We start from the raw sequence: 26,477 nt of genomic DNA on the forward strand, positions 1-26,477 counted from the left end.
CATGTCAAATCGAGCCGGACTTACCCACTAATCGCCACCGGCCTCAACCGCACCGACCTCACCAACCGGCCGCACGGGCCTCAACCGCACCGGCCTCAATCGCACACCGGCAGCAACTCCGGCCGCTTCGGCGCCAACCCGTCACCCATCGACTCACCCCGCAACTGCCGACCGATCCACGGCACGACGTGCTCCCGCGCCCACTTCAGGTCGTGCCGCCGCTGCGTCATCCAGTCCTCGTCGACCAACGGCGGCCAGGGCGTGTTCCACGCCTCGTCCGTCTCGAACCCCAGCACCTCGGCCGCCCGCAACGCCACCCGGCGATGCCCCTCGGGCGACAGGTGCAACCGGTCGCCGCTCCACGCGCGCCGGTCGTGCAGGACGTTCATCGACCACAGGTCGACCACCTTGCAGTGGTAGCGCTCCGCCACCGACCACAGGTGGCTGTTGTAGATGGCGATCTTCCCGCGCAACGACCGCAGGAACGGCGTGTGCTTCGGGTCGAAGCCGGTGAAGATGACCACCTCCGCGCCGGCCGCCCGCAGGTCGGCCACCGCGATCTCGTACACCTCGGCCAACGCGTCCGCGTCGCTCCCGGGCACCAGGATGTCGTTGCCGCCACCACACAGCGTCACCAGCTTCGGCTTCAACGCCACCGCCAGCGGAACCTGCTCGTCCACGATCTCCTGGAGCATCTTGCCCCGGATCGCGAGGTTGGCGTACCGGAAGCCCTGCCGCTTGGCCGAGATCATCGCGGCCAGCCGGTCGGCCCACCCCACGTACGTCCCGTTCGGCGCCGGGTCGTCCATTCCCTCGGTGAAGCTGTCCCCCACCGCGACGAAACTGTCCAGTCCCTCCATGCGTCCCTCCACTCCGCGCGGCACCCCCAATGACCGCGCAGAACAGAATGCAACGCCACGCCCGTCCTACGCCACCGTCGGTTGGCAACGCCGTTACCAAGGTGTCACCCGGCGTGCAGGAATGTCGGCAATGGGGCGATTCACGAGGTTCACCTCATCGGAGTGCGTCGAACATCACTGATTCCAAGATCACCAAATGCCCGCCTCCACCCCCGACTCGATCCCCGCCTCCGACTCGTACGCCGCACGCAACCGCCGCTCCGCCCCCGGAGCCGAACCCACCGCGTCCAACCCCAGCAACGCCGCCCCCACCACCGGCGGCACGTCCATCACCCGCACCCGGGCCGCCGGCGCGACCACGCCCAACCGCGCCGCCACCGCGTCGACCACCACGCCGCCCGTCCCGGTCAGCACGCCACCGCCGAGCACCACGTCCACCGGCTCCGCCAGCAACGCCAACCGCGACAACGACACCCGCGCCAGCAGCACGACCTCCTCCACCAGCCGGTCCACCACCGACCGCGCCACCGCGTCACCACCCGCCGCCACCTCGAACAACAACGGGCACAGGGCGTGCGGGTCGAACTCCACCTCCGCGAAGTGCAGCCGCCGCACCGCCTCGGCGACCGTCGCCGTCCCGTAGTGCGCGATCACCGCGTCCAGCAACGCCGTCGGCTCGCCCCGACCGTCCTCGGCCCGCACCGCGAGCCACAGCGCCTCCGACCCGAGGTGTCCGCCGCCGCCCCAGTCACCCGAGATCCGCCCCAACGCCGGGAACCGGTGCGTCCGCCCGTCCGGCGCGACGGCCACGCAGTTGATGCCCGCCCCGCACACCACGGCCACCCCGATCCCGTCGGCCGTACCGGCTCTGAGCAGCGCGAACGTGTCGTTCCCGACGACGGACGTCGCCGACCACCCCTGCGCCTCGACGGCCGCGCGCAGGTCGTCCTCCTCTTGGGGCAGGTCCGCCCCGGCCAGGTAGGCGGCCGTGTGGGAGGCGACCAGCCCACCGTCCGCGAGCCCCGCCCGCCGTGCCGCCTCCCGCACCAGCCCGTCGAACACCTCCAGGCTGCGCGCCAGCCCCACGTTCTGCGGGGACGCACCGGGTCCGCGCACCCTGGCGAGCACCCGTCCCTCCACGTCGACCAGCGCCACGGCCGTCTTGCTGTTCCCGCCGTCGATGGCGAGCACCCGGTCGGTCACACCGACCCCTTCGCCCACGGCAGGAAGTCCGCGTTGCGCGCCACCAGCTCGTCGGCCAACCGTTCGGCCAACGCGTACTGCCCGACCAACGGGTGCGCGAGCAACGCGTCCGCCACCCGGTCACGCCCACCGCGCACCGCCGCGTCCAACGCCAGGTGCTCGTAGCTCGTCACGTGCGCGATCAACCCGGCTGCCGACGGCGGCACGGGCGGCACGGGCAGCGGCGTGGCACCGCTGCCGTCCACCACCGCGGGCACCTCGATCACCGCGTCCGCGGGCAGGAACGGCAGCGTGCCGCCGTTGCGGACGTTCACCACGTGCTGCTCCGCACCCATCCCGCCCGTCAAGGCGTGCACCAGCTGCACGGCCGCCTCCGAGTAGTACGCGCCCCCGCGCTGCGCGAGCTGCGCCGGCTTCGTCACCACCGCCACGTCCCCGTACAGGTCCAGCAGCTCCTTCTCCACCCCCGCGACCACCTCGGCCCGCGGCGGCTCGGTGTGCTGCTTCCGCACCACCTCGTCGTGGTCGTAGAAGTACTTCAGGTAGTACGACGGCACCATCCCCAACCGCCGCATGAACGACCCCGGCAGCCCGATGTGCTCGCCCAACGCGTCGGCGTGCCGTGCCAGCAGCTCCGGCAGCCGGTCGACGCCGTCGACGAACACGCCCGTCTCCCAGCTCAGGTGGTTGAGCCCGACGTGCTCCAGCCGCACCGACCCCGGCTCCACCCCGAGCAACGCCGCCGTCCACCGCTGGAACGTGATCGCCACGTTGCACAGCCCGACCGCCCGGTGCCCTTCGGCGAGCAACGCCCGCGTCACGATCCCCACCGGGTTGGTGAAGTTCACGATCCAGGCGTCGCCCGCCACCTCCCGCACGCGCCGGGCGATGTCCAGCACCACCGGCACGGTCCGCAACGCCTTGGCCAACCCGCCGGCCCCCGTCGTCTCCTGCCCGACGCAGTCGCACACGAGCGGGAACGTCTCGTCCGACGCCCGTGCCGCCTGCCCGCCCACCCTGAGCTGCAACAACACCGCCGACGCACCGTCGACGCCACGTTCCAGGTCGTCGGTCGTCGTCACGCGCGCCGGGTGCCCCGCGTGCGCCAGCAACCGCCGCGAGAACGCCCCGACCACCTCCAGCCGCGCCAAGTCCGGGTCCACGAGCGCGATCTCGTCCACCGCGAGGCCGACCCGTCGCCCCGCGATCCCGTCGACCAGTTCCGGCGTGTAGGTCGACCCGCCACCGACAACGGTGAGCTTCACCCTTTGACCCCCGTGAATGTGATGCCCTTGACGAACGAGCGCTGTGCGAACACGAACAGCACCACCGCCGGGACCATGATCAGCAACGTGACGGCCATCGCCAGGTTCCACTGCACGTGGTGCATGCCCTTGAACGTCGACAGCGCCAGCGACAGCGTCCACTGGTCCGGCTTCTCGCTCGTGTAGAGCAGCGGTCCGAAGTAGTCGTTCCAGGTGTAGAGGAAGCAGAACAGCGCGGTCGCCGCGATGCCCGGCCGCGCCATCGGCACGACGATCCTCACCAGCGCCTGGAACTCCGAGCACCCGTCCACCCGTGCCGCGTCCACATAGGACTGTGGGATGGTCAGGATGAACTGGCGCAGCAGGAAGATGCTGAACGCGTCGAACAGGAAGTAGGGCGCGATCAACGGCCACAGCGTGCCCGTCAACCCGAGGCCGGACCACGTGTCGTACAGCGGCACCGCCACGACCTGCGGTGGCAGCATCATCGCCCCGACCACCAGCAGGAACACCACGTTCCGCCCGCGCCACCGCAACTTCGCCAGCGCGTACGCCGCCGGGATGGAGGACACCAGCATCCCGACCGTGGCCAACCCCGAGTACAACATGCTGTTGCCCAAGTACTTCAGCAGCGGCGCCTGCTCGAACACCTCCAGGAAGTTGCCCCAATGCCACTCGCGGGGCCACAAGTCCTTCGTGAACGCCTGGCTGTCCGACATGACCGCCGTCAGGAAGACGAAGACGATCGGCAACGTGAACATCAACCCGAGCGCCAGCCCGAGGCTGTGCACCGCCACCCAGTCCAGCGCCTTCCGCCACGCGAACGGCCTCCGCACGCCGACCGCCGCCGTCATGACTCCTCCTGGTGCGACGCCTTGCGCATCCGCTGCACCAGCAACGCCGTCGCCGCGAACGAGATCACGAACAACACCGTCGCCATCGCCGCCGCGTAACCCATGTCGAAATACCTGAACCCCTGCGTGTACAGCCACACCGGGAACGTCAACGTGGAGTTCTCCGGGAACCCGAGCACCTTCGTGGAACCGGTCACGTCCGCCGACCCGCTCGCCGCCGACCCGGCCACCACGGCCTGCGTGAACAGCTGCAACGCCAGGATGATCGAGTTCACCACCCCGAACACCAGCACGGGGGAGATCGTCGGCAGCGTGATGTGCCACCACCGCCGCACCGGACCCGCGCCGTCCAGCTCGGCGGCCTCGTACTGCTCCGGCGGCACGTCCAAGACCGCGGCCAGGATGATGATCATCAGATCGCCGGACACCCACAGCATCACGGCCGCGATCCCCGGTTTGGCCCACACCGGATCGGCGAACCACAACGGCCCCTCGATCCCGAACCAGCCCAAGAACGCGTCCAGCGGCCCTTCGTTCGGCCGCATGACCAGGAAGAACACCAACGTCGCGGCCACGGGCGGCGCCAACGACGGCAGGTAGCACAAGGTGCGCACCAGCCCGACGCCCGTTCTCAGCCGTGCGATCACCGACGCCACGCCCAACGCGAACACCACGCGTGCGACGGTCAGCACCACCACGAACCACAACGTGTTGTGCACGGCGGTGCGGAACAGCGGGTCGGAGAACATGTACGCGTAGTTCTCCCAGCCGACCCACTCCGGCGGGTTGATCAGGTCGTACCTGGTGAACGAGAACCCGATCGTGGCGACCAGCGGGTAGCCGAAGAACACGGCGAACCCGAGGATCGCGGGCGCCATGAACGCCAGCACGGTCAGGCGGTGACGGGCGCGGGCGCGGGACCGCCCCTTGGCCTGGGCGGTCCGCGCCACGTCCACGCGCTCCAGCGTGGCCGTCATGCCTACTTGCCGCTCTTCGCGATCCGGTCGTCGATCTGCCGGTCGACCTCCGCCAACCCCGCCATCAGGTCGGGCACCTTGCCCGCCTGCCACGACGTGGCGAAGTCGCCGATCGCCTTGATGTGCGCGTCGCCGATGGGCGTCACCGGGTTGCCCTGGAGCTTGCCCGAGGTCGCCAGGTCGATGAACGTCTTGAAGTTCTCGTCCACCTCCAGGCGCGGGTCGGCCAGCGCGGCCTTCGTGCTCGGGATGTTCTTGATCCCGTTGGCCAGGTCGACGACCGTGTCGGTGTCGAACGACAGGTGCTTGATCAGCTCCCACGCCGCGCCGGGGTTCTTCGCGCCCTTCGGGATGCCCATGATCGTGCCGGTGGTGAAGCCGATGCCGTACAGGTCGGGCTTGACCGTCGGGAACGGCGCGGTGCCGAACCGCACGTCCGGCGCCTGGTCCTCCAGGAACGCGGTGCGGTACTCGCCGTCGATCATCATGGCGATCTTCTTCTGGTGGAACGCGTGGTCGGTCGAGTACTCTTGGCCGAGGCCCGCCCGGAACCGCTCCAGGTTGTCGTAGCCGTAGAAGTCGACGAGTTCCTTCTGGAACCTCAACATCTCGGCCCACTCCGGGGTGGCGAGACCCGACTTGCCGTCCGGCGTCTCCCACTTCGCGCCGAAGTTCGGCGCCCAGATCGGCGGGCGGTTCGCGTAGAACAGCATGGTCGGCAGGAAGCCCGCGACCTCGATCGAGCCGTCCGCCGCCTTCTTCGTCGTCCGCTTGGCGAAGTCGAGCAGCTCCGCCGTCGTCCTGGGCGGCTCGGTGATGCCCGCCGCGGCGAGCATGTCCTTGTTGTAGTACAGCCCGTACACGTCGCTGAGCAGCGGCATCGCGCAGCGGTTGCCCTTGTACTCGGTGTAGGAGCGGACCGCGTCGGGGATCTGGCCGAGGTCGACGCCGTCCCGTTCGACGTAGGGCTTGAGCTCCTGGAACGAGCCGCTGGTGCAGAACTGGCCGATGTTGTCGGTGGTGAACGACAGGGCCACGTCCGGCGGGTTGCCGCCGCGGATGCCCGCGGTGATCTTGTCGTCGTCCTGGCTGCCCTCGTGCCTGATCTCGGCGTTCGGGAACTTCTCCTTGAAGCTCTCCAGGGCCTTGGTGACCTCGGCCTGCTCGCGGCCGGAGTAGTTGCTCCAGACCGTGAGGGAGAACTTGTCCTCCTTGCCCGGCGCCGCCGCCGGCCCCGACTGGTCGGCCTGCTTGCCGGAGCCCGCCGCGCAAGCGGTCAGGGACACCGCCGCGGCCACGCACAGCAACGCTGCGCGGTGGAGCTTGCGCATGTGCTCTCCTTCATGTCGACGTGCTCGATGCGGTCGCGTCCTGCTGGTTCGGACCGCGGAAGGGTTCGGTCGTGGCGGCGGGCAGACCGAACACCTGTTCCCTGACGACGGACAGCGCGGAGTGCAGTGCGCCGGAACGCACCGGTTTCCCGGTCACCAGGGCGAGTCGGACGGGGGTGCGGGGCACCACCAGGCGGCGCAGCTCGGCCGCGACGAGCTCGGCGAGCGTCGTGCCGCCCGCCTGCGCGATCTCGCCGGACAGCAGCACCAGTTCGGGGTCGAGCACGGCGATCACGTTCGCCACGCCGGTCGCGACGCGGCGGGCCAGGTCGACCAGGAACTCCCGGCCGGCCGGTCCTTCGCCCAACGCCTTCTCCACGGCCTCCTGGCCGGTGCGCGCGGACACGCCGTGCGCGCGGGCGAGGCGGGCGATGCCGGGGCTGTCGAGGAGGTCGCCGTAACGGCTGCCGGTGCGTTCGGTGCCCGTGTCGGCGTGCGCGTGGTCCGGGACCCGCATGGCGTCGATCTCGCCCGCGCCACCGGTCGCGCCGCGCAGCAGCACGCCGTTGACCACGACGGCCGCGCCCACCGCGTCGGCGGGCCAGAGCAGGACGAAGTTCCTGACCCCGACGGCCCGGCCGGCGATCATCTCCTCCAGCGCGACGAGGTTGACGTCGTTCTCGACCGTGACGGAGGTGTCGAGGAGGGCTTCGAGCTCCTCCGGGATGTTCTTGTTCTCCCAGCCGGGCATGTGCGGGGCGTAGTTGAGGCGGCCGGTCGCCGGGTCCACCGCGCCGGGGCTGCCGACGACGACGTGGTGCAGGGCGTCGGTGGTGAGGCCGGCGAGGGCGGCGGCCTTCGTGACCGCGCTGTGGAACGCCTCCAGCACGTCGGTCTTCGGCATGGGCGCGCGGTGTTCGGCGAGCGTCGTGCCGGAGATGTCGGCGATGGCGACGTCGACCGCGTCGGGGGTGAGGTCGACGGCGGCGACGTGGGCGAGCGCGCCGTTGACCGTCCAGAGCTGCGCCCGGGGGCCGCGTCCGCCGCCACGCAACCCGCTGCGCAGGACCGTGCCCTCGTCTTCGAGGCGGGTGAGGAGCTGCGCGGTGGCCGGTTTGGACAGGCCGATGATCCCTTCCAGCTCCGCCCTGGTCAGCGGGCCGTTGCGGAGCAGCGCCTCGATGGCCGCGCGGTCGTTGATCTCGCGCAGCAGCCTCGGGCTCCCGGCTCGCATCGGGTCTCCTGTCCGTCCTGTCTGGTAACTTTCCAGACGATTTCGTGGGAACGGTAGTGACGGGCCTCACGGCGGTCAATGCGCCGAGACGGGTCTGTTACCTGGGTTAGGTTGGCCTAAGGCACCCTGGAGGCATGACCGACACGCGTCAGGAGTCGCTGGCCGCACTGCTGGGCGGGCGGGGCGGTGCGTTGGACGCCTCGCTGCCGCCGTTGGCGTTCGTCGTGGGGTGGCTGCTGGGCGGGAACTCGATCGCCGTCGGGGCCTTGGCGGCGGTGGCGTGTGGCGTGGTCGTCGGCGTGATCCGGGTGGTCCGGGGCAGCCGCCCTCGCGCGCTCCTGGTCTCGGTGGCCTTGGTGGTGCTGGCCGCTTACGTCGCACTGCAGACGGGCCGCGCCGAGGACTTCTTCCTCGTGCAGATCTTCCTCAACGCGGCGTCGGCCCTGGTCTGGTCGGCGTCGATCGTCCTGAGGTGGCCTCTCCTCGGCGTGGTGGTCGGTCTGATCACGGGCCAGAAGTTCCGCTGGCGCCGCGACCCGGACCTCCTCCGCGCCTACCGCTACGCCTCTTGGCCGTGGGTGGGCCAGTACATCCTCCGCGTCCTCGTCTTCGGCGCCCTCTGGCTGGCCGGCGAGGTGGTCCTGCTGGGCATCATGCGTGCCGCCCTGACCTGGCCGCTCCAGGTGGCGTGCATCGCCGTGAGCTGGTGGATCCTCCGCCGCACCCTCCCCTCGGACCACCCGGGCCTCCGCCACCCCCGCACCCCTTGACCCCCGCGCGTGTCGAACCCTCGCGTCCCGCGTGTCGAACCTCCAAGTCGCGCGTGTCCTACGTTCGCGTCGCCCGTGTCCTACGTTCAGAACAGGCGAGTTCAACGCTCAGAACACGACGCGGTTGTTCTGAGCGTTGAACACGGGGTACCGGAACGTAGGACACGCGCGTTCTGAACGTAGGACACGCGCGCGCTGAAAGTTCGACACGCGGGACGTGAAGGTTCGACACGCGCGGGGGATTAGGTGGGGCGGGGGGCGGAGCCGCCCAGGATTTTCACGGCGGCCAGCCAGGCGGCGCCGGCGGCGCCCTCGGTGGCGACCGTGACGGTGGCCGAGGTGCGGGTGGTCAGTTCGCGCTTGAGGCGGGAGCCCAAGGGGTGTGCGTGGACCAGGCTGCCCATCAGGACGATCGGGGAGCGGTCGTCGGACGGGCGCGCGGCCTCGGCCAGGTCGGCCAGGGTGCGCACGGCGGCGGTGATGATCCGGTCGGCCGAACGGGCCTCGGCGTGCGCCGTCACGAGGGGTGCGTAGGTCGCCAGGGCGATCGGCGCGGCGGCGTTGGCCACGGTGATCAACCGCCGCCACTGCTCACGTCGGGGCAGCTCGGGGATGTCGGCACGCGCCAGCACGGCGGTGGTCAGGTCGTCCGGGTCGTCCCGCTCCAACGCCGCCAGCGTCGCCCGCACCGCCTCACGCCCCAGCCAGAACGCCGACCCCTCGTCACCCAGCAGCCAGCCGTACCCACCGGCCGTCGACACCAGCTCGTGGTGCTCGATCCGGGCCGCGATCGACCCCGTCCCGGCCACCAGCACGGTCCCGTCGGGCGACGCCGAACCGGTCGCGAACGCCGCCTCGGAGTCGGTGATCACCCGCATCGGGCACCGCAGCCCGGCGCCCGCCCACGCCGCCTCGAACAACGCCGCCACCGCCGGATCGCTGAGCAGCTTGCTCGAACCGGCCATGCCCAGCACGCCCGACTCGACCTTCGCCGGGTCCAACCCGTCCAACGCCGCCGTCAACGCCTGCCGGACGTGCGCGGCGGCCGTCTCCGGCGGGTGGGAGTTGGGGTTCGCGCCGCCGGCCACCCCGGCGCCCAGGCGCACGCCGTCCAGGTCGAGCACCAACGCCCGGGTGCTCGTGCCGCCCGCGTCCAGACCCACTACGAAACCCATTCGCCCGAGTATGCCCAGCACGAACGAGGTCCGGCACACCCAACCGGGTTGTGCCGGACCTGGCTCTCCGTGACAGCAGCACCAGCCCGTCAGCGCACCGCGAGCACCTGCGCACGGTCGCCGGACGCGTTGTGGTGGTGCAGGAACAGCAGACCGGCCACCGCCGACCCACCGCGCCGCACGCGCAGCACCGCGCCCGGCTCCGCCACGAACGACACCCCGCCCTCGACCCCGAGCCCCGGCCGCAGCGGGTCGAACGCCATCGGCGTGTCGATCCGGTCGACGAACCCGTCCGCGTTGCCCGGCGCCGGGTACGTCCCGGCCATCGCGACGGTGTAGGTCAACGGCGCGCTGCCGGCCGCCGGGTCGATCCCCAACGCCGCCAACGCCACCGGCAGCACCACCACGTCGCTGTCCATCACGTTGGTGTCCACGTCGCCGTACTGGCCGTTGAGCGGCTGCTCGTCCACGACCTCGCCGTCCGCCTCCCGCACGGTCCGCGCCAGCCACACGTCCGCCGTCACGACCTCGCCCACGCTCGGCTTCACCGCGCGCACGGTGTAGTCGCGCGCCCCGTCGCCGTCGGTGTCGATCCGGATCTCCGGGCTGGCGGCGATGCCGAGCGTCACCCAGTTGTGCCAGGTCACGACCCCGAACGCGAGCATCCCGTCACCCGATGCGGCACCGACGTACCGCAGGTCGCCGCCCTTGGCCGACCCGTTGACCGCGCAGTCGGCCTGCACCTCGTCCGCGCAGTCGGGCAGCTCCGGGCTGGAGCCCTGCAGCTCGACCACGCTCACGAACGACCGGTAGGCCTCGTCGCCCTCGCCCTGGTCCAGCCCGCGCCCGGTCAACTCGACCGTGCCGTCACCGCGGTCGACCGCCTCCACGTCCGCGACCGGTTTCGGCGCCGCGTAGACCGGCACCCGGAGCGTGCGGTCGCCGGACCGCACGAGCAGCCGCCCGGACGCCTCCGCCAGGAACTGCCGCGCCACGTCCGCCTGCACCTTCTCCACGGTCGGGTCGGCCACCTTCCGCAGCTCCTCGGGCGTGACGGTCAGCGTCACCTCGACCGACGCGGTCCCACCGGGCGGCACGACGAGCACCGGCGGCCACACCCCGAACTCCGCGCCCGGCACGGTGGTCGCGGCCTGGTACGACACGCGGGCCGTGCGCGGTGACGCCGACTTGTTCACCACCTCCACCGTCTTGCTCACCGAAGTGGCGGACGCCGCCTCGACCGTCCCGAACGTCACGCCCACCGTGCCGGGGTCGTCCGCGACCATGGCCAGCAGGTCGACGCCGACCGCGTCCAGCGCGTCCACCCGCCCCGCGCCGACCCGCATCGGCGCCTCGGGCGTGCCGGTGGTGTGGTCGTCGCCGTCAGTCACGTCGCCGGTCGCGGTGTTCACGATCGCGGCCTTGACCTCTTCGACCGTCCACTCCGGACGTGCCTCCCGCACCAGCGCGGCGATGCCGGCCACGTGCGGCGCGGCCATCGACGTGCCGCCCATGCTCACCGCGTCGGCGCCCGTGCCGACCGACGCGGACACGATCGTGTCACCGGGCGCGGCGACGTCCGGCTTGGCCGCCGTGGCGCCGCGCGACCCGCGCGAGGACGACGGCGTGATGGTGTCGGCCAGGGTCGGCGTCATCGTCGGCACGGCGTTGCGCAGCGAGCCGAGCATCCGCACCTGGAGCGTGCCGTCGGCCAACGCGGGCCGCACGGCGTCGGTCGCGGCACGGGTGAACTGGAACGCCGGGATGCCCGCGTTGCCCGCGATGGCCGCCTTGAAGTGGGCGCTGGTGGCGGTGAGCAGCACGCCTTCCGCGCCGGCCGCCTGGGCGTTGTCGGTCCGCGCGGCCGAGCCGCACTCGCGGGTCGCGTCGTCCTCGTCCCACTCCAGCCACACGAACCTGCCGTGCAGGTCGTCGGCGATCGGCGCGCACCCGTCGAGGTTCTCCGGGTCGGTCACCGGCACGACGGGCCGCGTCACGTCCAGCGCGGCGTACCCGGGGTAGCTCTTGCTGTACTGCCCGGCGTGCCGCGCGCCCGCCACTTCGACGCCGTCGAGCAGCGCGTACGCGTCCCGCGTGTTCGCCACCGCCAGCGCCTCGGGCGCGTTCGCGGGCGAGCCTCCGACGTCGTAGAAGTCGCCGCCGTTGCCCGCCGCCGCGACGACCACCACGCCGTGCTCGACGACCTTGCGCACGAACAGGTTGTCCGGGTCGTCCTGGCCGCCGAAGTCGCTGCCCAGCGACAGGTTCACCACGTCGAGGTGGTCGCCGAAGTCGCCGTCGCCGTTCGGGTCGAGCGACCAGTCGAGGGCCTGGCCCACCAGGTCGGTCGACCCCGTGCAGCCGAACACCTTCAACGCGTACAGGGACGCTTTCGGCGCGGTGCCGGGCCCGATCTTCATGCCGGCCACGGCTTCGGGCGTCAACGTCGAGTAGTCGCCGGTGAACGGCGTGCCGTCGGCGTTCTCGCCGTACCCGGCGGCGGTGCCCGCGACGTGCGTGCCGTGGCTCTGGCAGTCCAGGGGGTTCGGGTCGGGCGCCGGCACCGCCTGCTCGGGCGTCGTGGAGTCGTAGGCGTCGCCCGCGAAGTCGTGGCCGCCGACGACCTTCGCGGTCGGCGTCCACGGCGCGGTGCGGTCTACGGCTTCGTAGGCGGCGGTGGTGCCGGGGCCGCCGAAGTCGGCGTGCGTGTAGTCGATGCCGGTGTCGATGACGCCGATGCGCAGGCCCTCGCCGTAGCGGCCGGTGTCCCGCCAGACCCGCGCGGCCCGCGTCAGCTCAACCGCGCCCGCGTTCCGCACCGACTTCGGCACGGTCAGCCGCACGGACTTGACCTCGGGCAACGCGGTCAGCCCGCGCAGGCTCGCGGCGTCGGCGGTGACCACGACACCCGGCACCGCGTTGCGCGTCTTGGCGACCTCGCGGGTGGCGGCGTCCTGGCCGCGCAACGCCGTCAGCACCCGGTCGGCCTGCACGTCGGCGCGCTGCCGGGCCGCCCGTGCCGCCGCCGCGGGGTCGTGCCCGCCGCGTGCCTTCTCGTCACCGTACGCGCGGGTGGCCGGGGTCGTGGTCAGCTCGACGAACGCGGTGACCGGCCCGGTGGCGCGGGCCAGCGCCGCGCCGACCCGCTCGGACGACCCGTCACCGGCGTGGTCGGCGCGGTTCGGCGGCAGGGGTCTGGCCGCCTGGTCGGCTCCCGAGGCGCTGCCGACGAGGAGCGTGCCGAGCAGTGCGGCGGTGGCGGCGGACGCCCACACCGGGCGGTGGAGTTTCATCGCAACCCTTCGTAACCGGGATTCATCGGACGAATAACCGGACAACCTCTAGACGGAGTCGAGGAACAGCGCTATACATCCGATCTGTCGACCGGCTTCTGAGGAGGACCTGCCGTGCAGTTGCTGCGCTTGGGACCGACGGGCTCCGAACGGCCCGCCGTCCGTGCCGACGACGGCGTCACGTACGACCTGACACCGGTGACCGACGACGTGACCGGCGCGTTCCTCGCCGCCGACGGCATCGCCCGCACCCGGGCCGCGCTCGCCGCCGGCGAACTCCACCCGATCGTGGACGACGGTGCGCGGATCGGGCCGCCGGTGGCGGGGGTCGGCAAGCTCGTCTGCATCGGCCTCAACTACCGCGACCACGCGGACGAGACCGGGCTGCCGATCCCGGCCGAGCCGGTGATGTTCCTCAAGACGCCGGACACGATCGTCGGCCCGAACGACGAGGTGCTGGTGCCGCGCCGGTCCGTGAAGACGGACTGGGAGGTCGAGCTGGCCGTGGTCATCGGCCGCACGGCCCGGTACCTGGAGTCCGCCGAGGAGGCCATGACCTGCGTCGCCGGGTACGCGCTGTCCCACGACGTCAGCGAGCGCGAGTTCCAGCTCGAACGCGGCGGGCAGTGGGACAAGGGCAAGAACTGCGAGACGTTCAACCCGCTCGGCCCCTTCCTCGTGCCCGCGGACGAGGTCGGCGACCCGCAGGCGCTCGGCATGCGGCTGTGGGTCAACGGCGTGCCGCGGCAGGACTCGTCCACCAAGAACATGATCTTCCCGGTGGCCGAGCTGGTCCGCTACCTGAGCTGGTTCCTCGTCCTCCGACCAGGTGACGTCATCAACACCGGCACGCCGGCCGGGGTGGCGCTGGGCCAGCCGGAGCCGAAGCCGTACCTGCGTGCGGGCGACGTGGTGGAGCTGGAGATCGACGGGCTGGGCAAGCAGCGGCAGACCCTCGGGCAGGCGTGATGGCCGCGGGCGTGGACCGGATCGTCGCGCTCGACGTGCTGGACATCCGGTTCCCGACCTCGCGCGAGCTGGACGGGTCGGACGCGATGAACCCCGACCCGGACTACTCCGCCGCCTACGTCGTGCTGCGCACGTCGGGCGGCCCGGAGGGCTACGGGCTGGCGTTCACCATCGGGCGTGGCAACGACGTGCAGGCCGCCGCGATCAGCTCGCTGGCGCACCACGTGGTCGGCCGGCCCGTCCCGCAGACCGCCGCCGACCTGGCCGGGCTGTACTTCGAGCTGGTCGGCGACTCGCAGCTGCGGTGGCTCGGCCCGGAGAAGGGCGTCGCGCACATGGCGCTCGGCGCGGTGGTCAACGCCGCGTGGGACCTGGCGGCACGGCGCGCGGGCCTGCCGCTGTGGCGGTTCCTGTCGGGCATGACGCCGGAGGAGATCGTCGGCCTGGTCGACTTCCGCTACCTGTCCGACGCGCTCACGCCCGACGAGGCGCTGGACATCCTGCGGCGCGCCGAGTCGGGACGCGCCGAACGGGCGGCGGCGCTCGTCCGGGACGGCTACCCGGCCTACACGACGTCGCCGGGCTGGCTGGGCTACGCCGACGACAAGCTCGCGGGCCTGGCGCGGGAGGCGTTGGCCGACGGCTTCGACATGATCAAGCTGAAGGTCGGCGGCAGCCTGGACGACGACGTGCGGCGGCTGAAGCTGGCCCGCGAGGTCGTCGGCCCGGACGTGCGCATCGCGGTGGACGCCAACCAGCGGTGGGACGTCGGCACGGCCATCGCGTGGATGCGCGAGCTGGCGCCGTTCGACCCGTACTGGATCGAGGAGCCCACCTCCCCGGACGACGTGCTCGCGCACGCGGCCATCGCCAGGGCGTTGAGCCCGATCAAGGTCGCCACCGGCGAGCACGTGCAGAACCGGGTGGTGTTCAAGCAGCTGCTCCAGGCGGGCGCGGCGGACGTGGTGCAGCTCGACGCGTGCCGGGTGGGCGGCGTCAACGAGAACGTGGCGATCCTGCTGCTGGCCGCGAAGTTCGGCGTGCCGGTGTGCCCGCACGCGGGCGGCGTGGGACTGTGCGAGCTGGTCAGGCACCTGGCGATGGTCGACTTCGTGGCCGTCTCCGGCACGACCGACGGCCGCGTCATCGAGTGGGTCGACCACCTGCACGAGCACTTCACCGACCCGGCGGTGGTGCGCGGCGGCCGGTACGTCGCGCCCGCCGAGCCCGGCTTCTCGGCCCGGCTGCGGGAGCGGACCCTGACCGACTACCGGTACCCCGACGGTCCGGTGTGGACCGAGTTGGAGGAGGAGCGGTGAGCGAGTTCCAAGGGCTGGTCGCGGTGGTGACCGGCGGGGCGTCGGGCATCGGCCTGGCCACCGCGCGGCTGCTGGCCGAACGGGGCGCGACCGCGGTGGCGCTGGACCTGAACCCCCAGGTCGACCCGCCGTTGCACGGGATCAGGATGGACGTCGCCGACGACGCGTCGGTGCGTGCCGCGATCGACGAGGTGGTCGAGCGGTTCGGCCGGCTCGACGTGGTGGTGAACAACGCGGGCGTCGGCGCGCAGGGCGACGTGACGGCGAACCCGGACGACGAGTGGCTCCGGGTGCTGAACGTGAACGTGGTCGGCATGGCCCGGGTGGCTCGCGCCGCGGTGCCGCACCTGCGGAAGTCGCCGTCCGCGGCGATCGTGAACACCGGCTCGATCGCGGCCTGGGCAGGTCTGCCGCAGCGCGCGCTGTACTCGGCGAGCAAGGGCGCGGTGCACGCGTTGACGCTGGCCATGGCCGCGGACTACGTGCGCGAGGGCATCCGGGTGAACGCGGTGGCGCCCGGCACGGCCGACACGCCGTGGGTGGGCCGCCTGCTCGACTCGGCGCCGGACCCGGAGGCCGAGCGGGCCGCGTTGGAGGCGAGGCAGCCGCACGGCCGGCTGGTCTCGGCGGACGAGGTCGCGGGCGCCATCGCCTACCTGGCCGGTCCGCTCTCCGGCTCCACCGCCGGCACCGTCCTCGCGGTCGACGGCGGGATGCACGGGCTGCGGCTGCGTCCTCGGTAGCATTCGGCGTTGGGAAGACCTGGTCGCACGGAGAGGCGCAGCAGTGATTCCGTTGTCCCGGTTGGGTTTCGGGGGCGGTCCGATCGGCAACCTGTTCACCGAGGTGTCCGATGTGGACGCTTTCGGCGCGCTGGAAGCCGCTTGGGACGCCGGGGTCCGCTACTTCGACACCGCGCCGCACTACGGGCTGGGGTTGTCGGAGCGGCGGATCGGTTCTTTCCTGGCGGGCAGGCCGCGTGACTCGTTCGTCGTCTCCACGAAGGTGGGACGGGTGTTGGAGCCGGCGTTCGGCGACGGCGATGACCGGGCGAACGGGTTCGCGGTGCCCGCCACGGCGTGGCGGCGGTGGGACTTCAGCGCGGACGGCGTGCGGCGGTCGTTGGAGTCCTCTTTGGACCGTCTCGGGCTGGACCGGGTGGACGTGGTCTACGTGCACGATCCCGACTCGCACTGGGAGCAGGCCGTGTCGGAGGCCGTGCCCGCGTTGCTGGCGCTGCGGTCGGAAGGCGTGATCGGGGCGGTCGGCGTGGGGATGAACCAGTGGGAGCTGCCCGCGCGGTTCGTCCGGGAGACCGACGTGGACGTGGTGCTGCCGGCCGGGCGGTACACCGTGCTGGAGCAGACGGCCGCTCCGCTGCTGGACCTGTGCGCGTCGCGCGGGGTGGCGGTGGTGGCGGCCGGGGTGTTCAACTCCGGGCTGCTGGCCCGGCCCGAGGTCGGCTCGACGTACGACTACCGGGCCGCGCCGGAGGCGCTGGTGTTGCGTGCGCGGCGGATCGCCGCCGTCTGCGCGCGGCACGACGTGACGTTGCCGCAGGCCGCGGTGTCGTTCCCGTTCCGGCACCCGGCGGTGGTGTCGGTGCTGCTGGGCGTGCGTTCGGCGGCGGAGATGCGCGCCAACGCCACCGCCTTCGCCGCACCGGTGCCGGACGCGTTGTGGGACGACCTGCGCACCGAGGGCCTACTCCCCACCTAACCCTTCGAGAGTCCTACCTCCACCCCTCGAGAGTCCTACCTCCACCCCGCGCGTGTCCTACCTCCACCCCGCGCGTGTCGTACCTTCACGTCGCGCGTGTCCTACGTTCAGAACGCGCGTGTCCTACGTTCAGAACACCTGAATTCAACGCTCAGAACACGGCCGCCCGGCGTCACGCCAGGTGGGACAGCCACTGCTCCACGCCCGCCACGTGCACCGTCGACCACGAACGGGCCAGTTCGGGCTGGTGGGCGGCCAGGGCGTCGACGATGGCGCGGTGCTCGGCGACGGTCCGGTCGACCGCGCCGCCCTGCGTGATGCCGCGCCAGATGCGGACCCGGACGGTCGGGCCGGCGAGGGTGTCCAGCAGTTGGGCCAGGTAGGCGTTGCCCGAGCCCTGCGCGATGGCGCGGTGGAACTCCAGGTCGTGCTCGACCAGCTCCTCCACGGACTGCGCGGACTCGGCGGCGTCGCACAACGTCCGCAGCGCCGCGATCTCGTCCGGCCCGACGCGCTGCGCCGCCATCGCCGCGGCGGCCGGTTCGAGGATGCGGCGCACCTGCAGGACCTCCAGCACGGAGTCCTCGCCGCGGTGCAGGTCGAGCACGAACGACAACGCGCCGAGCAGGTCGTCGGCACGCAGGCTCGACACGTACGTGCCGTCACCCTGCCGCACGTCCAGCACCCTGACCAGCGACAACGCCTTGACCGCCTCGCGCAGCGAGTTCCGCGACAGCCCGAGGCGGTCGGCGAGGTCCGCCTCCCGCGGCAGCCGGTCGCCCGGCTTCAGCTCGCCCGAGACGATCATCTCCTTGACGCGCAGGATGGCGTCGTCGGTAACTGCCACGGCGGCCCTCGACTCGTCAGCTAGACCTCGGATGTCTGGCGCCAAGTATGGGCCACACCGAAGCGCCGCGCGGCCAACCCGCCGTGCAGCGAGACATTCACCCATCTTAACTCTATTCGGTTATCTTATAACCATGCGTGACGGCGTCCGCCACTTCCGGCCATAATGGTCTGGACCATTTGAGGAGGGACCTTGGACACGGTTGTCGCAGCTCCGCGAGCACTGCTCGGTCGGGCCATCACCGGTCCCGTCAGCCTGAGGTTCAGGGCAGGCCGGATCGTCGAGGTCGTCGCGGGTTCACCACCCGACGGCGCCGAGGTGCTGACCGACGGCCTGCTCACCCCGGGCCTGGTGGACGTGCAGGTCAACGGGGCGGTCGGGGTCGACTTCGCCGAGGTGGACCCCGAAGGCATGGCCGCGGTGGCGAGAGCGCTCCCACGAACGGGGGTGACCCGTTTCCTGCCGACGCTGATCACCGCGCCGGTGCCGGTCGCGATACGCCAGGCGCACGCCGTGCTGGCGGCGTCGGCCACCCTGGCGCGGCACGCGGGCGCCAAGCCGCTCGGCGTGCACCTGGAAGGGCCGTTCCTGTCGCCGAAACGCGCGGGCGTGCACGACCCGGCGCTGATGGTGCCGCCGGGCCCGGCCGAGATCGACATGCTGCTGCACGACGAGGTGCTGCGCCGCGCGTTGCGCATGGTGACGCTCGCCCCCGAGCAGCCGGGCGGTCTGGACGCCGTGCGCAGGCTGGCGGAGGCGGGCGTGCTGGTCGCGGTCGGGCACAGCGACGCGACGGGCGAGCAGACCAGGGCCGCCGCCGAGGCAGGCGCCCGCATGGTGACGCACCTGTTCAACGCCCAGCGCCCGCTCGGCCACCGCGAACCGGGCGTGCCCGGCGTGGCGCTCGTGGACGACCGGTTCACGTTGGGCCTGATCGCGGACCTGGCGCACGTAGGCCCGGACGTCTGCCGGCTGGTCTTCAACGCCGCCGGGCACCGGGTCGCGCTGGTCACGGACGCCGTGGCCGCCGCGGGCATGCCACCCGGCCGCTACCAGCTGGGCGGCGCGGACGTGCTGCTGACCGAGGACGGCGTGCCGCGTTCGCCGGAGGGCACGATCGCGGGCAGCGCGCTGACCCTGGACCTGGCCGTGCGCAACATCGTGTCGGTGGGCGTGGACCCGGCGGCCGCCCTGGCGTCGGCCACCATCGTCCCGGCCGACGCGATCGGCGAGCCGACGTTGGGCCGGCTGGAGCCCGGCGCCGTGGCCGACCTGGTGTGGTGGGACGACGACCTCCGGCCGCGCAAGGTGTGGGTGGACGGCGAGGTCGTGTTCGACCGTGCGACGGCGTACGGGAACGCGACGGTCGGCGTGGCCGCGGCGGGGCAGTAGCCGCACGAGCGGAGAGGCCCGGGGGACGCGCTCCCTCGGGCCTCTCTCGTGTTCTGAGCGTTGAATTCAGGTGTTCTGAACGTAGGACACGCGCGACGCGAACGTAGGACACGCGCGTTCTGAACGTAGGACTCACGCGACGCGAACGTAGGACTCTCGCGACCTGAGCGTTCGACACGCGCGTTCTGGACGTAGGACACGCGCGAGGTGAGGGTCAGCGGGTGCGGGTGACCTTGTTCAGGCCGCGTGGGTTGTCCGGGTCGCCGCCGCGGGCCAGGGCCAGGCCGTGGGCGAGGCGTTGGATCGGGAGGATCTCCAGGATCGGGGCGACTTCCTCCGCGGTCTCGGCCACCGGGATGCGGAGGGCGGCGGAGACCTTGTCGGAGGCGGAGCCGACGGCCAGCACGTCCGCCCCACGCCCGTGCACGGCGTCCAGCACGTCGTGGAGAGCGTCACCGCCCTTGCCCAAACTGGTCACCGCCAGCACGGCCGTCTCCGCGTCCACCGCCGCCACCGGCCCGTGCAGCAGGTCCGCCCCGCTGTACGCCCGCGCCGCCAGGTACGACGTCTCAGCCAGCTTCAACGCCGACTCCAGCGCCGTCGGCAGCGAGTAGCCGCGCCCGGTGGTCAGCACCCGGTCCACGAACCGGTACCGCTGCACCGCCTCGGCCACCGCGTCCGCCGACGCGTCCAACGTCGACCGCGCCAGGTCGCCGAGACCGGAGACGGCCGAACCGTCACCGCCCCGGATCCCGTCCACCAGCAGGTACAGCGCCAGCAAGGTCGCCGAGTACGTCTTCGTCGCCGCCACGGCCTGCTCCACGCCCGCCCCGACGTCGACCGACAGCTCGGCCGCCCCGTTCAACGGCGACGAAGCGGTGTTCGTGACCGCCACGGTCAACGCGCCGCGCGCCCGCGCCGACTCGGTCACCTCCAGCAGGTCCGGCGACCCGCCCGACTGGGACACCGCGACCAGCAGCACGTCGCGCAGGTCCGGCTGGGCCCCGTACAGCGTGGTCGTGGACGGCGACACCAGCCCGGCGGGCAGTTCCAGCAGCACCTCGGTCAGGTACTTCGCGTACAGCGCCGCGTGGTCGCTGGACCCGCGGGCCGCCAGCAGCACGAACCGCGGCCGGCGTTCGGCGATCACGGACGCGACCGACGCGATGGCGTCCCGCCGGGCGAACAGGTCGGCGAAGATCCCCGGTTGCTGGTCGATCTCGGCCGCCATGTGCCTGCCGGGCTGGTGGTCGGTCATCGGTGCTCCCCCTGTCGTTCGGATGGCGGCGTCGTCCGGGTGGCGGCGGCGACGCGCTCGGCCGCGGCCCGCAGGCTCACCCGTGACCCGCCGTGGGTGTCCACGCGGGCGACGGCGCCCAGGTCAGGCCCCGGCACGCCCGTCTCGACGTGCACAAGGTCTAGACCAATAGTAACCAGCGACGACACCAGCTCGCGAGCCCACGCGTGGCGGTGTGCCTCACGCGTCACCACCACGACCGGACGCCCGGCGGCCAGCGACGCGATCTCGTCCGCGGACGTCGCCGCCACCACCGAGGTACCCGGAACGAGCTCCGCCAAATACGGCCCGAGCCCCCACGGCACGTCGCCGACCGCGATCGACGGCTCCACCGCCAGGTCGACGACCACCGGCGGCCCGGACAGCGCCAACGTGCCGCGCACCTCCAGCGCCCGCCGTGCCGCGACCAGCCCCAACGACGGGTCGTGCGCCTCCACGGAGGTCGCCGGTGCGCCCAGCGCGGCCGTCCGCCGTGCCGCCTCCTCCAACCGCTCCACCGGCAGCGCGCCCGACTCCACGGCCGCCACGATGCTGTCCACCAGCCATCGCAGCCCGTCGTCGTCCAACGGCTCGCCGCCCAGGCACAACGCGTCCACCCCGGCCGCCAGCGACCGCACGGACCCCTCCGCGAGGTCGCCGCCGACGGCCTTCATGTCCAGCCCGTCGGTGATGACCGCCCCGGTGAACCCCAACTCCTCCCGCAGCACCCGCACCGCCAGCGGGTTCAGCGTCGCGGGCGCCGAACCCCACTCCGGCACGACGAGGTGCCCGGTCATGATCGACCGCACCCCCGCCCGCACCGCCGCGCGGAACGGCACGAACTCGACCGCCGCCAGCTCCTCGTGGGTCCGTGGCAGCACCGGCAGCGCCGCGTGCGAGTCCACAGTGGACGCACCGTGGCCGGGGAAGTGCTTGGCGCACGCCGCCACCCCGACCGACTGCAGACCCGCCACGAACGCCGCCACGTGCGCGCCCGCCGCCTCCGGGTCCGACCCGAACGACCGCACCCCGATCACGGGGTCCTCCAGCGTCAGCACGAGGTCCGCCGACGGCGCCAGGTTCAGGCTCACCCCGCACGCCGCCAGCCGCGCCCCGATCGACGCCGCCACCGCCCGCGTCAGCCCCACGTCGTCCGCCGCGCCCAACGCGTGGTTGCCCGGCACCTCCGACCCGCGGCCCGCGTCGAGGCGGGTCACGTCGCCGCCCTCCTCGTCGATCCCGATCACGACGTCCGCCCGCGCGCCCCTCAGCTGCGCGTTCAGGGTCGTGACCTGGGCATCGTCCACCACATTGCGCCCGAACAGCACGACACCGCCGAGCCCGTCGGCCACCCTCTTCAGCAGCCAGTCCGGCGCGGCGGTCCCGTGGAACCCCGGCAGCAGCACACCCGACGCGAGCCGGTGCAACGACATGCGGTCCTACCCCTTCACCGCACCGGCCGTGACACCGGTGACCATCTTGCGCTGCACGATCAGGAAGAACACCAGCACCGGCAGGGTGAACAGCGCGGACGCGGCCATCGCCCCACCCCAGTCCGTGCCGAACGCGGTCTGGAACCCCGACAGCCACACCGGCAGGGTCTCCTTGGCCTGGTCCTTGACCAGCGACAACGCGAACAGGAACTCGTTCCACGCGGTCACGAACGCGAACACCGACGTGGCCACCAGGCCCGGCCCGAGCAGCGGCAGCGTGACCCGCCGGAACGCGCCCCACCGGCCGCAGCCGTCCACCATCGCCGCCTCTTCCAGCTCCAGCGGGATGCCGTTGACGAACCCGCGCAGCGTCCACGCGCAGAACGGCAGCGTCACCGCGAAGTAGATCAGCGCCAACGCGGGCAGCCGGTCGAGCAGGTCCAGGTCGCGCATCATCAGGAACATCGGGATCAGCAGCGCCTCGAACGGCGCCATCTGCGCCACCAGCAGCATCATCACGAAGCCCTTGCGGCCCTTGAACCGCATCCGCGACAACGCCACCGCCGCCAGCAGACCGATCACGATCGCCGCCAGCACCGCGCTCAGCGTCACCAGCAGGCTGTTGCCGAGTGCGCTGAGGAAACCGGGCTTGGCCCACGCGGTGGCGAAGTTCGAACCCGTCACCGAGAACGGCACCAGGTCGTAACCGCTGGTCAGCAGGTCCTTGCGCGGCTTCAACGCGGTCGAGACCATCCAGTACGTCGGGAACGCGAAGAACAACGCCACGACCAGCGCGACGACGTTCCCCGTGACCTTCTTGGCGCCGGACACCTTCATCGCCATCACAGCTCGCCCTCCTGGGACCGGACCAGCCTGCGCAGGTACTGGAACGTGAGCAGCCCCAGCAGCGCGACCATCACCACGGACACCGCCGCGGCCACGCCGAAGTGGCTCTTCGAGATGCCTTCGAGGTACTGGTAGACGGCCAACGTGGTGCTGCCGCCGTCCGGGCCGCCCTTGCGCATCGCCCAGATCTGGGCGAACACCTTGAAGTCCCACAGCAGCGACAGGAACGTCACCATCAGCAGCAACGGCCGCAGCTCCGGCCACGTCACGGCGCGGAACGTCTGCCACGCCGACGCGCCGTCGATGCCCGCCGCCTCGTACCGGTCCTTCGGGATCCCGATGGCGCCCGCGTACAGCGAGAACGCCAGGAACGGGATCGCCTGCCACACGATCAGCAGCCCGATCACGGCCAGCGTCGACGTGCCGGTGGAGAACCACGAGTACCCGGCGAACGAGTCGAACCCGAGCTTGACCAGGGTCTTGTTGAGGATGCCGTACTGCTGGTCGAAGATCCACTGGTAGACCGTGGTGGCCGCGAGCAGCGGCATCGCCCACGCCAGCAGCATCGCCACCTGCAGCACGATCCGCACGACCGGGCTGATCTGCCGCATCAGCAGCGCGATCAGCAGGGCCGCGAGGACCGACACGACGACCACGAGCCCGGTGAACACCACGGTGCGCACCGCGATGCCCCAGAACGCCGGGTCGCCCAGGATCTCGGCGTAGTTGTCCAGACCGGTCCACACGACCTCGCCGCGGGTCAGCTCGCGCAGGTTCAGCTTGCGGAAGCTGGTCACCAGGACGGAGAGGACGGGCCAACCGATCAGCCAGAGGATGGCCACCACGGCGGGGGCCAGCAGCAGGTAGGGCAGCGCCCGGTCCAAGGCGCTGCCCCGACGGCGCGGCGCGCCGTCCGGTGCGGCACGCCGCGGTGCCGACGAGGAGTTCGTCGGCACCGCGGCGTCGGTCGTGTGCACGGCCGTCATGCGATCGTCATCCGCCCAGGGTCTTCGACAGGGCGGTGTTGGCGTCGGCCGTGGCCTGGTCCAGCGGCTTCGCGCCGGTCAGGTAGGCCGTCAGCATGTCCTTCAGCGGGTTCTGGCCCGCCTCGACCGCGGCCCACGACGGCGTGGTCGGGGTGACCTTGCCGTTCGGGGCGGACTCGGCCAGCGCCTTGCCGATCGGGGTGGTGGCCAGCTTCGACGTGTCGGTCGAGGTGCCGGGCACCGCGCCGCCCTCGGCCAGCATGCCCTGGTACTTCGCCGAGCTGAGCAGCTTCAGGTACTCCTTGGCCAGGTCGGCGTTCTTGCTGCCGGCCGGGATGGCGAGGTTCGAGCCGCCGAGGAACACCGGGGCCGTCTTGCCCGAGGTCTTCGACGGGATCGCGAACGCCGAGGTCTTCGACGCCAGGTCGGCGTTGGCCTTGACCGCGCCCGCGAGCTCCCACGGCAGGCCGATCATCATGCCGACCTTGCCCGTGGCGAACACCTCCATCTGCTGCGGGGTGGCCTCGTCCGCGTCCTTCGGCGCCTTGGTGCCGGAGGTGTCGACCAGCTTCTTGTAGAACTCCAGCCCGGCCTTCGCCTGCGGGGTGTCGAGCGCGCCCGCCCAGGCGGAGCCCTGCGACTTGGCCACGTCGCCGCCCTCGTCCCAGATGAACGACAGCAGCACGTACCACGACTGGCCGGGCAGGTAGAGGGGCTGGAAGTCCGGGTCGGCGGCGTTGGCCGCCTTCAGCTTCTCGATCGCGGCGACCCACTCGTCACGCGACTTCGGCGCGGCGGTGATGCCCGCGGCCTCGAACAGGTCGGTCCGGTAGATGACCGTCCGGTTGGCGGCGTAGAACGGCAGGCCGTACTTCTTGCCGTCCCAGGTCAGCGAGTCCTCGAGGCCGCCGAGCCACTGGTCGCCGTTGAGGCCGGCCATGTCCGCGCTGAGGTCGGTCAGCGTCTCCTCGGCCGCGAACTTCGCCGTCTGGGTGTTGCCCAGCTCGATGACGTCCGGCGGGTTGTTGCTGGTCAGCGCGGTGGTCAGCTTCTCCTGGATGCCGTTCCACTTCTGGATCTCGTACTTGACGGTCACGCCGGGGTGGGAGTCCTGGAACTCCTTGTGCAGCGCGTCGGTCAGGGTGGTCGACGCCGAGCCGTCCATCAACCACACCGTCAGCGTCTTGGGTTCTCCGGAGTTCCCGCTGCCGCCGTCGGAGCTCGTGCCACATCCGGCCACGGCCACCGCGAGTGCGGCGGCACCTACGGCCAGTCCTCTCCAGCCCTTCACGTTGTGCGCCCTTTCCCCATGCCCCGATCCCACGACCGGAACGCCAAAGTGGTGTAGACCAATGCGGCCTAGAGTGTGCCTCGCCACAGGGCATGTCAAGGCCGTTGCTGGACCGTTGCAAAGTCATCGGATCATTTTCTTGGCGCTTGTCGGGGGTTCGGGCGCACGATCCGACGAGGACAAGGCATCCTGTGTCTGGGAGCGCTGGCAAGGTCGGCTGGCAAGGGGCGAGGAGGAAGGCATGCTCGAGACGAGCCCTGCGACTGGCGTGGACGCCAGGACTCGCGCGCAGCGCGAGCCGAAGTACTGGGGACTCAAGCGGCATCTGCTCGACCTCCTGCGCGCGTTGCCGCCCGGATCGCCGATCCCGACGGAACGCTCGCTGGCGGCGGAGTTCGACGTGTCGCGCACGACGGTGCGGCAAGCGCTTGCCGAACTGACCGTGGAGGGTCGGTTGCTGCGCGTGCAGGGCAAGGGCACGTTCGCCGCGGAACCGAAGGTGGCGCAACGGCTTCAACTGTCGTCGTACACAGAGGACATGAAGGCCCAGGGCCGGCAGCCGTCGTCGCGGCTGATCGAGGCGTCGGAGATGGCCGCGGAGGCCGAACTGGCCAGGCTGCTCGGCGTGCGGGCGGGCGCGAAGGTGCTCCGGCTGCACCGGCTGCGACTGGCCGACGGCGAGCCGATGGCGATCGAGACCACGCACTTGGCGCTCGGCCGGTTCCGCGGTCTGCGCCGCTACCTCGCGCCGGGCGCGTCGCTGTACCAGGTGCTGCGGGAGCGGTTCGGGGTCGAGATGGGGCACGCGGAGGAGACGATCGAGACGGCGCTGGCGTCGCCGGAGGAGGCGGAGCTGCTGGGCGCCGACATCGGCCTGCCGATGCTGCTGCTGTCGCGGCACTCGTTCGACACGGAGGGCAACCCGGTGGAGTGGGTGCGCTCGGTGTACCGGGGTGACCGCTACAAGTTCGTGGCCACGCTCAACCGGCCGGCCGACTGACAGCACAAGCTTTAAAAGCTGTCCTCGCCGGACGGGCAGATCAGCAGGATGAGTCCAACTGCCTGGTTCTGTGGCGGGTCCGTTGTTGGTGCGGGTTTCGTGTCATCCCACCGACCTCCCTCCGGGCTACCACACGTATCAAGGGGGCAGCCAACAGTGGAAGCCGTGGGCAGAGGTGAACGGCCCCCTTGACACGCGCGGTAGGGCAAAGCCAGGTCGGCGGGATGACACGAAGCCCTCCCTTTGTGGGGAGGAAGAGCAGTCGGCGGCCGCACCGCGCGTGTCGGGCCCGGCACCGCGCCCGACCGGCGACCCCCGAACCACTCCACTGGCGGGTTTTTCCTCAGAGCGAGGGTTCCGTGTCATCCCGCCGACCTGGCGCAGCCCTACCGCGCGTGTCAAGGGGGGCGTAGTTCACCTCTGCCTGACCAGTGCTT

Annotated in this window: 22 protein-coding genes; 7 read left to right on the plus strand and 15 right to left on the minus strand. The window is 71.6% G+C overall.

Annotated elements, in window-relative coordinates:
* Positions 1–95 precede the first annotated feature (95 nt).
* From ADK67_RS08755 to ADK67_RS08785, 7 genes are all read right to left on the minus strand, one after another.
* Positions 96–860: an SGNH/GDSL hydrolase family protein gene (locus ADK67_RS08755; RefSeq protein ID WP_053715887.1), complete on the minus strand. Its 765-nt coding sequence runs from the start codon at positions 858–860 to the stop codon at positions 96–98.
* Positions 861–1,049: 189 nt separating this feature from the next.
* Positions 1,050–2,063, minus strand: coding sequence for an N-acetylglucosamine kinase (locus ADK67_RS08760; RefSeq protein WP_157620017.1), 1,014 nt, complete (start codon positions 2,061–2,063; stop codon positions 1,050–1,052).
* A complete protein-coding gene (locus ADK67_RS08765; protein ID WP_053715889.1) occupies positions 2,060–3,328 on the minus strand; it encodes a 6-phospho-beta-glucosidase in 1,269 nt (422 codons plus the stop codon). The genes ADK67_RS08760 and ADK67_RS08765 overlap by 4 nt, the downstream gene beginning before the upstream one ends.
* Positions 3,325–4,182, minus strand: a complete 858-nt coding sequence (locus ADK67_RS08770) for a carbohydrate ABC transporter permease (RefSeq protein ID WP_053715890.1) — start codon at positions 4,180–4,182, stop codon at positions 3,325–3,327. Before ADK67_RS08770 ends, ADK67_RS08765 begins: the two co-directional genes overlap by 4 nt.
* Positions 4,179–5,159: a carbohydrate ABC transporter permease gene (locus ADK67_RS08775; protein WP_053715891.1), complete on the minus strand. Its 981-nt coding sequence runs from the start codon at positions 5,157–5,159 to the stop codon at positions 4,179–4,181. The genes ADK67_RS08770 and ADK67_RS08775 overlap by 4 nt, the downstream gene beginning before the upstream one ends.
* Positions 5,160–5,161: 2 nt before the next feature.
* Positions 5,162–6,490, minus strand: coding sequence for an ABC transporter substrate-binding protein (locus tag ADK67_RS08780; protein ID WP_053715892.1), 1,329 nt, complete (start codon positions 6,488–6,490; stop codon positions 5,162–5,164).
* A 10-nt stretch (positions 6,491–6,500) separates the two neighbouring features.
* On the minus strand, positions 6,501–7,724 hold the full coding sequence (locus ADK67_RS08785) for an ROK family transcriptional regulator (RefSeq protein WP_053715893.1): 1,224 nt from the start codon (positions 7,722–7,724) through the stop codon (positions 6,501–6,503).
* A 134-nt stretch (positions 7,725–7,858) separates the two neighbouring features.
* Here ADK67_RS08785 and ADK67_RS08790 point away from each other — a divergent pair, with 134 nt between their 5' ends.
* On the plus strand, positions 7,859–8,494 hold the full coding sequence (locus tag ADK67_RS08790) for a DUF3159 domain-containing protein (protein ID WP_053715894.1): 636 nt from the start codon (positions 7,859–7,861) through the stop codon (positions 8,492–8,494).
* Positions 8,495–8,736: 242 nt separating this feature from the next.
* Here ADK67_RS08790 and ADK67_RS08795 read toward each other — a convergent pair whose 3' ends face one another.
* On the minus strand, positions 8,737–9,669 hold the full coding sequence (locus tag ADK67_RS08795) for an N-acetylglucosamine kinase (protein ID WP_053715895.1): 933 nt from the start codon (positions 9,667–9,669) through the stop codon (positions 8,737–8,739).
* 89 nt (positions 9,670–9,758) lie between these two features.
* Positions 9,759–12,962 carry a S8 family peptidase gene (locus ADK67_RS08800; RefSeq protein ID WP_053715896.1) on the minus strand — a complete coding sequence of 1,068 codons (3,204 nt, stop codon included), beginning with the start codon at positions 12,960–12,962 and terminating at the stop codon, positions 9,759–9,761.
* Between the two features lie 114 nt (positions 12,963–13,076).
* Between ADK67_RS08800 and ADK67_RS08805 the strand changes: the two genes are divergently transcribed.
* The 4 genes from ADK67_RS08805 (at position 13,077) to ADK67_RS08820 (ending at position 16,969) form a co-directional block, all read left to right on the plus strand.
* Positions 13,077–13,931 (plus strand): fumarylacetoacetate hydrolase family protein, encoded by an 855-nt coding sequence (locus tag ADK67_RS08805; RefSeq protein WP_053715897.1) that lies wholly within the window; start codon positions 13,077–13,079, stop codon positions 13,929–13,931.
* Positions 13,931–15,250, plus strand: a complete 1,320-nt coding sequence (locus ADK67_RS08810; protein ID WP_442974114.1) for an enolase C-terminal domain-like protein — start codon at positions 13,931–13,933, stop codon at positions 15,248–15,250. The genes ADK67_RS08805 and ADK67_RS08810 overlap by 1 nt, the downstream gene beginning before the upstream one ends.
* The gene (locus tag ADK67_RS08815; protein WP_053715898.1) at positions 15,247–15,993 is read left to right on the plus strand and encodes an SDR family NAD(P)-dependent oxidoreductase; all 747 of its coding nucleotides are present in this window, start codon (positions 15,247–15,249) and stop codon (positions 15,991–15,993) included. The genes ADK67_RS08810 and ADK67_RS08815 overlap by 4 nt, the downstream gene beginning before the upstream one ends.
* A gap of 61 nt (positions 15,994–16,054) precedes the next feature.
* Entirely contained in the window at positions 16,055–16,969 is a 915-nt protein-coding gene (locus ADK67_RS08820; protein WP_231648078.1) for an aldo/keto reductase, read from the plus strand.
* 172 nt (positions 16,970–17,141) lie between these two features.
* Here the strand turns inward: ADK67_RS08820 and ADK67_RS08825 are convergent, their stop codons facing one another.
* On the minus strand, positions 17,142–17,816 hold the full coding sequence (locus ADK67_RS08825; RefSeq protein ID WP_053715900.1) for a FadR/GntR family transcriptional regulator: 675 nt from the start codon (positions 17,814–17,816) through the stop codon (positions 17,142–17,144).
* A 192-nt stretch (positions 17,817–18,008) separates the two neighbouring features.
* Between ADK67_RS08825 and nagA the strand changes: the two genes are divergently transcribed.
* On the plus strand, positions 18,009–19,208 hold the full coding sequence (gene nagA, locus ADK67_RS08830) for an N-acetylglucosamine-6-phosphate deacetylase (protein ID WP_053715901.1): 1,200 nt from the start codon (positions 18,009–18,011) through the stop codon (positions 19,206–19,208).
* A 214-nt stretch (positions 19,209–19,422) separates the two neighbouring features.
* Here nagA and ADK67_RS08835 read toward each other — a convergent pair whose 3' ends face one another.
* The 5 genes from ADK67_RS08835 to ADK67_RS08855 are packed head-to-tail and all read right to left on the minus strand — an operon-like array spanning position 19,423 to position 25,040.
* On the minus strand, positions 19,423–20,466 hold the full coding sequence (locus ADK67_RS08835) for an SIS domain-containing protein (RefSeq protein WP_053715902.1): 1,044 nt from the start codon (positions 20,464–20,466) through the stop codon (positions 19,423–19,425).
* On the minus strand, positions 20,463–21,917 hold the full coding sequence (locus ADK67_RS08840) for a glycoside hydrolase family 3 protein (RefSeq protein ID WP_053715903.1): 1,455 nt from the start codon (positions 21,915–21,917) through the stop codon (positions 20,463–20,465). Before ADK67_RS08840 ends, ADK67_RS08835 begins: the two co-directional genes overlap by 4 nt.
* 6 nt (positions 21,918–21,923) lie before the next feature.
* Positions 21,924–22,754, minus strand: a complete 831-nt coding sequence (locus tag ADK67_RS08845) for a carbohydrate ABC transporter permease (protein WP_053715918.1) — start codon at positions 22,752–22,754, stop codon at positions 21,924–21,926.
* 5 nt (positions 22,755–22,759) lie between these two features.
* The gene (locus tag ADK67_RS08850; RefSeq protein ID WP_082403315.1) at positions 22,760–23,749 is read right to left on the minus strand and encodes a carbohydrate ABC transporter permease; all 990 of its coding nucleotides are present in this window, start codon (positions 23,747–23,749) and stop codon (positions 22,760–22,762) included.
* A 7-nt stretch (positions 23,750–23,756) separates the two neighbouring features.
* Positions 23,757–25,040 carry a sugar ABC transporter substrate-binding protein gene (locus tag ADK67_RS08855; protein WP_053715904.1) on the minus strand — a complete coding sequence of 428 codons (1,284 nt, stop codon included), beginning with the start codon at positions 25,038–25,040 and terminating at the stop codon, positions 23,757–23,759.
* Between the two features lie 241 nt (positions 25,041–25,281).
* Between ADK67_RS08855 and ADK67_RS08860 the strand changes: the two genes are divergently transcribed.
* Positions 25,282–26,040: a GntR family transcriptional regulator gene (locus ADK67_RS08860; protein WP_053715905.1), complete on the plus strand. Its 759-nt coding sequence runs from the start codon at positions 25,282–25,284 to the stop codon at positions 26,038–26,040.
* The last annotated feature ends 437 nt before the right edge of the window (positions 26,041–26,477 follow it).

The sequence above is a fragment of the Saccharothrix sp. NRRL B-16348 genome, from assembly GCF_001280085.1.
Lineage (GTDB): Bacteria > Actinomycetota > Actinomycetes > Mycobacteriales > Pseudonocardiaceae > Actinosynnema.